The sequence below is a fragment of the Acididesulfobacillus acetoxydans genome, assembly GCF_902729405.1.
GTDB lineage: Bacteria > Bacillota > Desulfitobacteriia > Desulfitobacteriales > Desulfitobacteriaceae > Acididesulfobacillus > Acididesulfobacillus acetoxydans.
Genome location: NZ_LR746496.1, coordinates 3,265,158 through 3,277,849, shown reverse-complemented (window position 1 = coordinate 3,277,849; position 12,692 = coordinate 3,265,158). Strand labels below are relative to the sequence as shown.

Here is a 12,692-nt window from a genome sequence, read left to right as displayed (position 1 = left end):
ATACCGGAAGAGTAGAGTAACGGAAGAGTAGAGTAACGGAAGAGTAGAGTAACGGAAGAGTAGAGTAACGGAAGAGTAGAGTGACGGAAGAGTAGAGAGTGAAGGAAGAGTAGAGAGTGAAGGAAGGGTAGCGTGTTGGACCTTCTGATGACGCCTTTTCACTGGGTATTGTATTCTTCACTAATGGCTTGTCTCATCGTGCCGATTATTTTGGGGCTGAAATGGCTCTTTAAGAGTCAGATGCCGCCTTCCTGGCATTATTGGATCTGGTTTCTTCTCCTGGTACGCTTAGCCATCCCGCTTGCCCCCGCAAGTTCTCTCAGCGTGCTGAATATTGTACCGGCGTTCGGAGATGTGCTTGCAAAAACATATCTTCTGGCTCCAACAGGAAAGAACTTCACGGAGAAGATCGGGGCGGCAGCCGTTCCTGCCTCAGGCATCACTCAGCCCCGGGTCGCCGTTTCGGGTCAGGGACTGACCGACCCTCTCTCCCGATCAGGTCAAACCGGAGGGAAAGGCCAGGGAGAAGCCGTTGCTAGGCCAGGTGACAGCCGAGGACATACCATGGCGCAAACCATGGGGCGGCCCGTAGACGCCGGCCAGATGGCTCTGTCCGCTTTGCTTGTGTGGCTGGCAGGGGCAATGCTTTTTGGGCTCTATGTTATATTCGTGAACGGGCGTTTGTTTCTGAGAGTCGAGAAAACCGCTCGGGAACCTCAAGAATTCGAAAGAGAGCTGCTTGAGCGATCCAAGCGCATTCTCAATCTTAAGGCCGATATTCGTCTGCGCATCAGTCCCCTGGTTCGGATGCCTGTGCTTTTCGGCTTCCTCAGGCCCACTCTCTTGCTCCCCGCCGGACTCCCGGACCAAATAAATCCGCATGAGTTGAAGCATATCTTCCTGCACGAGTTGGTGCATTATAGGCAAAGGGATTTTCTGGTTAACGGGCTTATGGTCTTCTTAAAAGGGATCTATTGGTTCGATCCCCTGGTTTGGTACGCTTTCTACCTCATGCGCCAGGATATCGAGATGGCGTGTGATGCACGGGTGCTATCCCATCTGGATCCCACGGAACGTTCCCATTATGGCTATACAATGATTCATCTGCTGCAGATCGCTAAGCCTCAGGGTTTTCCGGGAGGCATGGGTATCCTGGGAAAACCATCGAGAATGAAAAGGAGAATTATCATGATCTCTTCTTTCAAGAAAGGTTCCGCAATGCGAGTTGCACTGGGAGTGGCCCTGCTAATGGTTCTGGGTGTCATCCTGTTGACAAGGGCTCCCAATAGCTCCGCAGAGTCTTTGCACACAAGTCAGGCCCAGGGTGCCAATCTCAAGTCAGCCGGCGCAGACTCCGGTTCGGGTTCCGGCAAGGACGGTCACAGCGCATTGGGCGTGAACACCCAAAACAATGTTGTCAGTAAACAGGTGCCGGCCGCTCCGAACAATGGGATTAGAATCCAGAGTATCCAAGGGCAAACGTTTAAAGGTGAAGTCATGCTGATCAAAGATCCGAAACGGGTCAAAGCTGTCATGACCAATCAGCCGGGAGTAGCGGGAGAACGGATAACGAGCTTCGTCAAGCAAACCGGGGCGCTTGCCGGAATCAACGCCGGCGGTTTCAATGATCCGAACGGTAAAGGGAACGGGTCTTTTCCCGAAGGGCTGACCGTCCACGACGGTAAGCTCGTCTATAACAGTGCCGGAAAGGCCGTTGTGCACCAAGTCATTGGCATTGACAGCCAGGGAAAATTGATCATAGCCCCCATGTCGGCGGACGAACTGGTCGCCAAGCACATTCAAGAAGCCGTGACTTTCTATGGTCCGACTCTGATCAAGAATGGGACACCGGTTATCGAGGGAGATGGCGGTATCGGTATTGCCCCCAGGACGGGAATTGGGCAGACCGCGGATGGAACGATTATCTTCGTCGTTATTGACGGGCGCCAGCCGACTTGGAGTTGGGGAGCGACTGGGCGCGATTTGATGAACGTCTTTCTGGAATACCACGCGATTAATGCTGTCAACTTAGACGGCGGGTCCTCCACGGAAATGGTTTATCAGGGAAAAGTGATTAACCACCTGTGGGATATTTTTGGGGAACGCCGTGTGCCCACCGCCTTTGTCGTGATGCCGCAGGCGGGAAAAGCAAGCTAAGGGAAGTAGATGTGTTCTGTGCTTCCATACATTTGGAATATACGCAATAAAGGCGCTCCCGAACCCATAATACTGGTGTTTAGTTGGCTGATGCCAATTAAATAGGGACGCCTCCAGACCATTTACACCCGAAAAGTAGCAAATGATCTGGAGGCGCTGGCCCCTACACAAATAGTAGGTAAGTTAATACTACACAATACTACACCTACTGGGGGTGTTTGTGAAGGGAGATTTTAAGGAAGGGAGGAGGGTTCCGTTCCATTATACTCATCCCCTAAGTATTTGAATTTCCGCACTGAACACTAATTAATTAGGAAGGAGAAACAGAAACTTCGCTTAGCGATTTGTCTAAAGATTCATTAGCTGCGACCATGCCAAATCCGAAGGAGTGATCTCACTGAATTAGTGACTGAATCAGTGAGTACGTTGAGAGGGGGATTCACAATGAATGTTAGGCGCCTACTGGCTATATCTACAGCTTTGGCTATTTGCTTGATGTTCGCTTCCACTTCTACATCTCTTGCATCAACTACTAATACTCAAGTATCATCGCATAATAAATTATCAACTCAAGGGAAAACGAATCCACAGTTTGTGTCGCCGCAACAGCCATGGGTAGGCTATTCTGGGGAGGTTAAGTGCACGGCGGATCCGTACTTAAATACCCGTACCGGCCCTGGACTAAACTACCCAATTAAATTTGGCATAGATTACGGACAGACTGGGGATGCAATTACAACCGTTAGCTCTTCTGATGGTTCCGGTAATTGGTGTGAATTCCAGGCATATGATGGCAGTTATGAGTATGGATCAGCGACCTATTTGGAGGTTCCACCTTACACTTTCTAATTTGAGCTTAAGTCCCACGCTATGCGTGGGAGACCAGAATAGAAAGTAACGGGGAACATGATAATGTAGCTCTCCTCTGCTCTAGCGACTAAGGTTTCGCAAGTCAAAATCAGTAGTAGAGGAGGGCATCAAAATGGATAATTCAAGTTTATCACATACGAAGTGGGACTGCACGTATCACATAATGTTCCTTCCGAAATACAGACGAAAAGAGATGGACGGGGAACTGAGAGCCGATATCTGAGAGATCATCAAAAACCAGGCGAGTATAAAGATGTTTCAATCTAGTGTAAGATCAAGTGCATCAATATGTAAAGATCCCGCCTACGCTGAGTGTTTCCGAATTTATGGGGTACTTAAAAGGGAAAAGCGCATTAATATTAATGATTTTTGATTAGCACCCAGAGTATAAGCAAAAGGGCAATCGGCATTTTGAACGAAGAGGTGTTCTGTCAAACGTCAATACGGTCGGACGGAATGAGGAAGAGATCAAAAGGTACATCAAGAATCAGCTTGAAGCAGATCAAACCGAAGATAGGTAAGAAGCAATCATAAGACCCCTATAGGGGTAGCAAGCGACAATGGCTTGCGAAACCACGCCTTCAGGCGCAGGCGTAGCCAGTAACATGCCCTTATAGGGCAAAATGAAGCCACCCCTTGAAGGAGTGGTAGCGTGACTGACAACGATATCCAATATTTATGTACGAGGGATGTGGCATTTAACATGGGAAGATCAGGAGCTTAGGGCTGGAAAAGCGGAGTATGTGGAGTCTTTTGTGCAGGAGGACAGGGCCGAAAATGAAACGCAGGGTAAGATTCAGCGGGAAAAGGTTCATGAGTTTTGTGGGTTTCAATATTGTCTTTGCTGCCTTACTGGCACCCCTCATCGTTTTTTATGGTCCTTTTCAAGCCCTGAAGGTCATGACAGTGGGTTCAATTGCGCTGTCCCGCCACCCGCAGGTGGTGCGGGCTTTTCTGTCCCAGGCTCAAATTGATGAGATAACACGTGAGTACGACAGTTTGGGAGTGAACACCCAAAGTCACGTGGTCAGGGAGCAGGTGGCGACCGACCCGAATAGCGGCATTGAAATCCAGAACATCCAAGGTCATTCTTTCAAAGGGAAGGTCATGCTGATTAAAGATCCGAAACGGGTCAAAGCTGTCATGACCAATCAGCCGGGAGTAGCGGGAGAACGGATAACGAGTTTCGTCAAGCAAACCGGGGCGCTTGCCGGAATCAACGCCGGCGGTTTCAATGATCCGAATGGTAAAGGGAACGGGTCTTTTCCCGAAGGGCTGACCGTCCACGACGGTAAGCTCGTCTATAACAGTGCCGGAAAGGCCGTTGTGCACCAAGTGATTGGCATTGACAGCCAGGGAAAATTGATCATAGCCCCCATGTCGGCGGACGAACTGGTCGCCAAGCACATTCAAGAAGCCGTGACTTTCTATGGTCCGACTCTGATCAAGAATGGGACACCGGTTATCGAGGGAGATGGCGGTATCGGTATTGCCCCCAGGACGGGAATTGGGCAGACAGCGGATGGAACGATTATCTTCGTCGTTATTGACGGGCGCGAGCCGGGTTGGAGTTGGGGAGCGACTGGGCGCGATTTGATGAACGTCTTTCTGGAATACCACGCGATTAATGCCGTCAACCTAGACGGCGGGTCTTCCGCGGAAATGGTTTATCAGGGAAAAGTGATTAACCGTCCGTGCGATATTTTTCAGGAGCGCTATGTTGCGACGGGTTTTGTGGTCATGCCTAAATAGGGATACACTATCCTGACACTGGGGCAGGTCCGGGCGCATAGAGCGCCGGTTAGCTCTTCTGGACTTCACCTGAACAACATGGTTGGGATCCGCAAAGATCGTTGTCTGCCGTATTCCCTTGAGTGAATCAGACTTTCAGTGCCTGGCCCGGCAACAATTCTCGATAATTTCCTGTGATCGTAGGGGCCTTTTGAAACGCGTACTCAGGGCCCTGACCTTTTTGATCGTCTCGTCGATTTGTTCGTTATTCAAAAAGATGCCGTTTTGCTCCAGCAACCGGTTTAGAGTTTTAACCCCTGAATATTTGCCGAGAGCCAGGGAATGCCGGCGTGATACCTTTTCCGGAGGAAAAGGTTCGTAATTGGCGGGGTCTTTCTTTATGCCGTCAATGAGCAGGGAAGAGGTATGCGTGAAAACGTCTTGTCCGGAAATGGGTTTATTTCTTTGAATTTCCCTGTGAGTCGCCAGGCTGAGCATGAAACAGATGGTTCCCAAGCGACGGAGATTGAAGCGGACCTTCTTTTGTAACATCTGTTTTAAGATGACAGCCACTTCTTCCAGAGCGGCGTTTCCGGCCCTTTCTCCCAAGCCGCCCACCGTGACACTGACGGCGCGGAATCCGCATTGAACTGCGGTTACGGCATTGGCTGTGGCCAGGCCCAGATCATTGTGAGCATGAAACTCCAGAGGAACGCTGAGTTCTGACGGCAGACCGCTCAAGCGGTGGGCGAGTTCCAGAGGCGTCAGGATGCCCAGGGTATCGGCCAGTCGGATTCTATTAACTCCCAGTTGTTCCGCCTCCCGGCAAACCTTCAGCAGAAAATCCGCCGAAGCCCGGCTGGCATCCTCCAAGCCCACACAGACGTAATCCGCATCTTGTTTGGCCCGTAAAACGCATTGTCCCATCTGTTCCAGCACCCAGGCCGGGCTTTTTTTCAATTTGCGGCTCATCTGCTGTTCCGAGACCGGAACGGAAATGGACACCCCGGCGCAGCCGCTGCGGAAACTGGCTTCCAGATCGGCTTTCACCGCCCGGTTCCAAGTGAGCATGCGTACGGGCAAGCGCAGGGAGACCAGTTGTCGGATAACGTCTACCTCATCCGTTCCCAGGGCCGGAACACCTACTTCCAACTCATCGATACCGGCGTCCGTTAGAGCCCGGGCGATCATTTCCCTTTCCGCATAGGTAAAGGCCACCCCCGGAGTCTGCTCTCCGTCCCGTAAAGTTGTGTCACAGAGTATGATATTGTCATTCATCACTTTCACCTGCCCAGCTTAGTCTCATACCATAGTTTTTATCACACTAGGCCGATGGCATCGGCCTGGCATTGCCGGCAGTGGCTCATCTGGGGAAGAACGCGGCCCAATTCTTGGCGGTAATGGTGCATATCGGCGGGACGGGGCGCCGGGCGCAAGGCAAACTTTCCCTGAGGGATAAGGGGGAGCAGGTTATGAATTTCCACCCCTCTTTGCTTGATCTCCCGGGCCAGGACCGTGAGCCGGGTGTCATTGATTCCGGGAATTACCACGGTGTTGACTTTGACGTGGAGCCCGGCCCGGACTGCTTGTTCGATTCCCAGCAGCTGATTCTCCAGAAGCATTGTGACTGCCGGCCGCCCGATCAGGGTCTGTCCCTGCCAGCGTACATAACCGTAGATCTGTAGGGCCGAAGGCGTGTCCAGCGTATTGAGAGTCACAGTAATATGGGAAAGTCCCAAGGCCAGGAGTTCCGGCAATTTTTCCGGCAACAACAGACCGTTGCTGCTCAGACAGCGTTTCATTTCCGGAAACTTGTCTTTGAGCAGTGCCAGGGTAGCAAAGGTTTCCGGGTTGGCGAGCGGCTCACCGGGGCCGGCAATTCCGGCCACGTGCAGATAGGCTCCCAGGGAAGAGAGTTTTGCTTCCTGTACTACCCGTATGGCTTCCTCAGCCCCGATAAGCTTGCTGGTCACTCCGGGGCGGGACTCATTCGCACAATCATATTTGCGCACACAGTAGTTGCAGGAGATATTGCATTCCGCTGCTACCGCCAGGTGAATCCGCCCGGCTCGACCGTGTCCGTCCGGGGAAAAACAAGGATGCTCCGTTGGCTCGGGCGTAGCGGTGTAAATTCTGTTTCCGGTTTCCAGACAATGACTAGCCATGTGCGGAGCCTCCTTCAATCGTAAATTATGGGATTTTGAGCATTACATCTTCCCCGACGTCGGTGTACGTTTCCCGCGCGACCACGGGTTCCCGGAGCATCTGCTTCTTCAGCCAGGGAGGCGGGTTGGTTTGCAAAAGCTTTTCCAGACGGTCCCCCGCTGCAGCGATCGTTGTGTGCGCTTCAACTTTAAGGGGATAGATACCGTTCTGTACTAAGCGGGCCGCCGCCGGACCCCCAATTTGGCCGCAATAGAGAAAAGAACAACCTCGCAAAGCTTGCAGGCGCCTGGCCACCCGATCGTCTTCTCCCTGTTCCGTCCCGGAAAAGCTGATTTGTTCCAACTGCCTGCTGCCCTGAGGGCCTATCTCATAAATGAAAAGATAAGGGCAGGAGGCAAAATGAGCATCGACATACTGTCCGCTTTGACTGCAAAAAGCAACCCTAATCATGATACATTCCTCCTATCCAGACATAGTGTTTAGAACATCGAAAAGGAAATTTTGACTGCCCCGGTACCCGGTCCAGAGTTTTTGAGGGTAGCCGGCGCGGTCGAAGACCGGCAATCCGGCCCGCAGGTGGGGGCATTGCAAGATTTTTGCCGCCTGACGTCCGTTGGAATTGGCAATGATCAGATTAAAGGATTTTCCGGGCGTGGCAGGATGCGCCAATTCCCCCAAGTTATCCAAGTCTTCCAGGTCCTCTAAATCTCCTACCCGGAAGGGGATTGTGGCCGGGAAATTCTTTCTCCCCTCAGGAGTGGCTGCCAAGGCCAGGGAGATCTCGGCCCCGGTTTCGGCCAAGGCTAAACTCAGAGAATATAACAGGTCCGATTCTAAAGCCAGGGCCACGCGCAGGCCGGCCAGCCGGTCGTGATAATCTGCCATGGTATCGAGCAGGCGGCTTCTTTGCCGCAACAACGGTTCCGGCACCGGTTGACCGCTGAAAGAGGCCAGGGCCAGCAAGAAGCGATCGGTAGCCTCTAAACCTGTCAGGGAAGGGATGGGGTAATGAGGAACTCCATAAGTGTCCCGGAGATAATCTCCCGGTTGAACCAGGCTCAAGCCGAAGGAAAAAACAGCCACGGCTTGGGGCAGGCGTTTCAGATGGGAGAGCGTGGTTCCTCCCTGGACGACAGCGCTGGGTTCAGATTCCAGGTGACCGTCCAAGGATGTGGACAAATCCGGCAGGACGAGTGGTTGCAGGCCAAAAAGAGATACGGTTTCTTTCAACTCCTCCACGTCGGCGGGTGTCAGGTGACAGCCGGGTAGAAGGATTACGTCTGGGACAAGGGCAGTTTTCCGGGAAAAGGCGGAGGTAAGAGTACATTCACTCTGGTTTCCGGGCTCTGACCTAAAAGTACATTTACTCTGGCCTCTGATCTCTGACTTCCGGCATCCCTGGTCTCTGATTTCCGGGGTAGGTTCATTCAACTTTAGTTGAACGAGTTCACTTGCCGGGCTTTCCGTCTCCACCCTTTCCGTCCCCGTTCCTTTCTCCGGCTCTTTCGGCCGGAGAGAAGCGAGCAGAGCGGTCACCGCCAGGCGATAGCCCTCTTGCATGGATCCTATATAGTCCGGGGTACTGACAGTCACAACCGGTACTCCGGCCAGTTCCGGCCGGTCTCTGCGCCAAGTCCGCAGGGCGGCGGCCATGTCTTCACCCATGGTTTCACTGAGACCTGAACTCATGACACCGACAATTTCCGGGTGGAATTTTTCCACGGCTTGGGTGATTCCTTTCTGAAGCTGTTCCCAGCCGCCAAAGACCAGATTTTCCTCAGTCATAGCGGTGGAGTTCAGAGGGATGGGTTCTTTGAAATGCCGGGAGAGTTGCAGGCGGATGAAAGTGGAACAGCCTTGGGAGCCGTGCAGGAGGGCCAGCATGCCGTTCATGCCCAGAAAGGCCAGAGTCGCTCCCAGGGAGGGGCTGTTTTTTTGCGGGTTTCCCTGATAATGGCGTTCGGTGCGCTCGCCCCTGGGGTGGCTTTCCGGACGATATTCCGGGTGGCATTCAAGGTGGCGTTGTGCTTCATACGACATTTTCATTTCCTCCTTCGCCGCCGCGGGCGGGGGGATAGGGCCGGCGGCTGAGATCCCAGACCGGGCTGAAAACTGTTCTGGCTATCGCTTCCGCCAGGGTTATCATGCCCGGATACCCGGCATAAGGACGTTTCCGTCCATGGTTGATATCCAGGAACGGTAAGCGCATTTTATGGGCCAAGTACTTGATTTTGCCTCCGGCGACCAGCAAATCCGGCTTCTTCTCGCGGATCAGAGTCAAAAATCCGACGGCGCTGGTGTCCTCGATAATCCGGGCTGCCGGATCCAGCCGGGCCTTCATGCGTTCGAAATCCGCAGGTGTGGAATTCTGCGTCCCTCCGGCCAGAATGGTAATTCCGAGTTCGGTCAAAGCGGAAACCATGGACCATGTTTTCACCCCTCCCGTAAACAGAACGGCTCTTTTGCCTTGCAGGCGCTCCCGGTAAGGGGCGATCGCCTGCCGGGTTTCTTTCTCTTGGCGGCGGATATATTCCTCAGTCCGGCCCGACAATCCCCGGTCACCCAAACCCCGCGCGATGTTGCGCAAGGCCTGGGAGGTGTCCTCAATGCCGTAAAAGGAGGCTTCAATATAAGGAGTTTGCCACTGCTGTTGCAAAGAACAGGCCAGATTTGTCAGACTTTTCGAGCAGACCAGGACATTGAGAGCGGCCCGGTGGGCTTGAGTCAAATCGGCATAACGGGCATCTCCGGTAATCGCCGTCTGCAGCTTAATGCCCAGCTTCGTTAGATCCGGCAGGATCCCGCCTAGGTCCCCGGCGATGTTGTATTCTCCGATTAAATTAATGGAACGGGGTATTTTCGGGGCGCCCGCGTTCTTGCTGCCAATCACTCGCTGCCAAAGCGTCTCACCGGCAATGCGGTTGCCGATGTTCTTGTCCCCCAGGAAGCCTGGAGCATCGACTGGGATGACGGGAAGGGAGACTTTTTTCTGGGCCCGGGCACAGACTCCGGCTAAATCATCCCCGATGAGAGCGGAGACACAGGTACTGTAGACGAAAATCGCCTGGGGTCGATGTTTGGCGGAGATCTCAAGGATGGCCTGATAGAGTTTTTCTTCTCCCCCGTAGACGACATCGTTTTCACCTAAATCTGTGGTAAAGCCGCGCCGGTAAAGTTGGGAGCCGGTGGAGAGGGCTCCCCGGTTATCCCAGGAATTGCCGGCACAGGCAATGGGACCGTGAATCAGATGGGCCGCGTCGGTTATCGGATTTGACATTGGATTTGAGGGTGCACTCGGGGCAGTTCCCGTCCTTGACCGTCAAATGAGTGCTCCGGTTCTTACGGGCTTTTTCCGGATAGAGTTTTAAAACTTCTTCCACGGCTTTTTGGCTGAGCTGAAGGCGTGCCGCCGAGCCGGGTCCCGTGTCTTCCATGACTATCACCCAGTCCTTTCAATTCGCTAGGGGTGTGGAAAGGTATTGATCCGGAAGTGCATACGACCTATTCTTCCATGATGCCGTAAGCCATGAGCAGGTTTTCCAATTCATCCATTGTCATGGGGCTGGGAATATTAAGAGAGGTGTTCTGGTCCATCTTGCGAGCCAGGGCCCGGTACTCGTCCGCCTGCGGATGATCGGGACTGTATTCGATGACGGTCATCTTGCGCACTTCGGCCCGCTGCACCTGGTTGTCCCGGGGCAGGAAGTGAATCATTTGCGTATTCAGGCGCTTAGCCAATTCTTCAATCAGTTCATACTCTTTATCCACCTTGCGGCTGTTGCAAATGAGTCCGCCCAAACGTACGCTTCCGGTCAGGGCATATTTAAGAATCCCTTTGGCAATGTTATTGGCCGCATACATGGCCATCATTTCACCGGAGGTCACAATATAGATTTCCTGGGCCTTGTTTTCCCGGATCGGCATGGCAAAGCCGCCGCAGACCAGGTCTCCCAGAACGTCGTAAAACACATAATCCGTATCCGTTGTATAAGCGCCGTTTTCCTCCAGGAAATTGATGGCGGTGATCACACCCCGCCCGGCACAGCCCACGCCCGGTTCCGGACCGCCGGACTCGGCACAGCGAATCCCGGCGTACCCTTCCACCAGAACCTCATGCAGTTCCAGTTCTTCGACAGAACCCCTTTCCCGGGCTAGGTCCATGACTGTGGTTTGAGCTTTGCTGTGCAGGATTAAGCGGGTGGAGTCCGCTTTGGGGTCACAACCTACGATCGTCACTTTTTTGCCCATTTCCGCCAGAGCCGCCACGGTATTCTGAGTGGTGGTTGATTTTCCGATCCCGCCTTTACCGTAAATGGCTACTTGCCGCATGATAACATCTCCTCTGCGCTTTCCTGTCTGTTATTTAATCCCTATCCACCGGTGATGTGCCGACGGTCCGGTTTCGTTGTGCTATACCCTTTGTGCTATTCTCGTTTTGCCGGCCCCGGTTTCCGCCGGCAACGGAGCCGACGAACCTGTTCCATCAAGTCACTGCCGCCGGGCCGTTTTCGCCCGTGCGCACTCGGAGCGTGTCTGCCAGCGAACAGACAAAGATTTTGCCGTCGCCCATATGCCCCGTCTGGTTGGCGCTGATGATGATTTGTACTGCCTTTTGCACTTCTTCGTCTTGCACTGCCAAAGTCAACATCCTTTTGGGAATCCAGTTGATGCGGGCCTCAGCGGCCGTTTCCGCTGTGAGGACCCGATTGAGTTCCGGATCGACTTCGGCAGCCCAACCGCCGATCCCGCCCTGTTTTCCCCGCCCTTCCACACTTTGAATCGTCAGGGCCGGGAAGTTGGCGTCCTCCAGGGCCTTTTTGGTGGCCGGCACCTGATGCCGGCGCACAAAAGCCATGATTTCTTTCATAATCTATTTTCGGCACTCCTCTCTGACGGTCATTTGGGTTGGTCTGGTTTAGCCTTTCGCGGGAAAAGGTCTTTGCGCGGGGTGTTCTTTGTTTTGCCGCCGCATTGCCCTGCGGTCTCGCGTTATCCCGCCCGGTCGCACGTTGTTCCGCTCGGTCCCGCCTTCTCGTGGCGCTTCCGACTTTCCCTATAACCCTTTACTTCCACTGCTGATGGTATAGGTTTCTTCCACCGGGGAGATAAAGATCTTGCCGTCTCCCATGGTTCCTGTGCGCGCGGTGGTGTTGATGATGCCTACCGCCTGATCCACCTGCTCATCCTCCACCACCATGAGGAGCAGGATTTTGGGAAACTCATCATAGACCACATCCCCTATGCGGATACCTTTGGTTCTTCCCCGTCCGAAAACGTGCGCTTTCGTCAGGGAGGGGAGCCCGTTCGCGGCTAAAGCTTCAGCGACGGTGTCCGCTTTTTCCGGACGGATAATCGCTCTGATCATTTTCATTTTCTTTACCTCCTGCCTTCTCCCGTTAGTGTACTTCCGGGCTGTGTCCCTTCTTGGTACCTTCTTGCGCCGACAACTTGTTCGTGCGCTTTGGCACTTCTCCACATCACCTCCTTAAATTCGGCCTCCCCTCAATCTGTCTGAGTGAACTCGTCCAATGACCATGGGAAGACAACCGGGGCAAAAGACAAAGAGAGCCCCTAAACAAAAGGTTTAAGGGCTCTCTCTTTACTCTCTGACGCTCCTGAGGTTCTCAGGTGCCCGTCTCAGCTATAAGTCGCAAGTGATAACTTGTTACTGTTTTGAGGTTTGTGAAGGCCGGTTCGTTTCTCTGTTTCTTCCTCTGTTTCTGTCTCTTTCTCTTTCTCTATTCTCTGCCGATCTCTGTCTATCTCTG

General features: G+C 53.3%; 10 protein-coding genes and 2 pseudogenes. 4 read left to right on the top strand and 8 right to left on the bottom strand.

Annotation, left to right across the window (positions count from 1 at the left end):
• Positions 1–147: 147 nt before the first annotated feature.
• The 4 genes and pseudogenes from MNU25_RS20600 to MNU25_RS14580 all read left to right on the top strand — a co-directional run.
• Positions 148–333, top strand: a pseudogene (locus MNU25_RS20600) (M56 family metallopeptidase); the annotation flags it as partial.
• 231 nt (positions 334–564) lie between these two features.
• Entirely contained in the window at positions 565–2,157 is a 1,593-nt protein-coding gene (locus MNU25_RS20595; protein WP_420838696.1) for a M56 family metallopeptidase, read from the top strand.
• Between the two features lie 982 nt (positions 2,158–3,139).
• Positions 3,140–3,548, top strand: a pseudogene (gene tnpA / locus MNU25_RS14585) (IS200/IS605 family transposase).
• Positions 3,549–3,804: 256 nt separating this feature from the next.
• Complete coding sequence (locus tag MNU25_RS14580; protein WP_240985730.1) at positions 3,805–4,779, top strand: phosphodiester glycosidase family protein; 975 nt, start codon at positions 3,805–3,807, stop codon at positions 4,777–4,779.
• 135 nt (positions 4,780–4,914) lie between these two features.
• Here the strand turns inward: MNU25_RS14580 and MNU25_RS14575 are convergent, their stop codons facing one another.
• From MNU25_RS14575 to MNU25_RS14540, 8 genes are all read right to left on the bottom strand, one after another.
• On the bottom strand, positions 4,915–6,036 hold the full coding sequence (locus MNU25_RS14575) for a homocitrate synthase/isopropylmalate synthase family protein (protein ID WP_240985729.1): 1,122 nt from the start codon (positions 6,034–6,036) through the stop codon (positions 4,915–4,917).
• 41 nt (positions 6,037–6,077) lie between these two features.
• Positions 6,078–6,923 (bottom strand): radical SAM protein, encoded by an 846-nt coding sequence (locus MNU25_RS14570; protein ID WP_240985728.1) that lies wholly within the window; start codon positions 6,921–6,923, stop codon positions 6,078–6,080.
• Positions 6,924–6,948: 25 nt separating this feature from the next.
• Positions 6,949–7,374: a nitrogen fixation protein NifX gene (nifX, locus tag MNU25_RS14565; RefSeq protein ID WP_240985727.1), complete on the bottom strand. Its 426-nt coding sequence runs from the start codon at positions 7,372–7,374 to the stop codon at positions 6,949–6,951.
• A gap of 12 nt (positions 7,375–7,386) precedes the next feature.
• Positions 7,387–8,964 carry a nitrogenase component 1 gene (locus MNU25_RS14560; RefSeq protein WP_240985726.1) on the bottom strand — a complete coding sequence of 526 codons (1,578 nt, stop codon included), beginning with the start codon at positions 8,962–8,964 and terminating at the stop codon, positions 7,387–7,389.
• Positions 8,954–10,201 (bottom strand): nitrogenase iron-molybdenum cofactor biosynthesis protein NifE, encoded by a 1,248-nt coding sequence (nifE, locus tag MNU25_RS14555; RefSeq protein WP_240985725.1) that lies wholly within the window; start codon positions 10,199–10,201, stop codon positions 8,954–8,956. Before nifE ends, MNU25_RS14560 begins: the two co-directional genes overlap by 11 nt.
• A gap of 224 nt (positions 10,202–10,425) precedes the next feature.
• Complete coding sequence (nifH, locus tag MNU25_RS14550) at positions 10,426–11,253, bottom strand: nitrogenase iron protein (RefSeq protein WP_240985724.1); 828 nt, start codon at positions 11,251–11,253, stop codon at positions 10,426–10,428.
• Positions 11,254–11,407: 154 nt separating this feature from the next.
• Positions 11,408–11,791, bottom strand: a complete 384-nt coding sequence (locus MNU25_RS14545; protein WP_240985723.1) for a P-II family nitrogen regulator — start codon at positions 11,789–11,791, stop codon at positions 11,408–11,410.
• A gap of 186 nt (positions 11,792–11,977) precedes the next feature.
• Positions 11,978–12,295, bottom strand: a complete 318-nt coding sequence (locus tag MNU25_RS14540) for a P-II family nitrogen regulator (protein ID WP_240985722.1) — start codon at positions 12,293–12,295, stop codon at positions 11,978–11,980.
• Between the last annotated feature and the right edge of the window lie 397 nt (positions 12,296–12,692).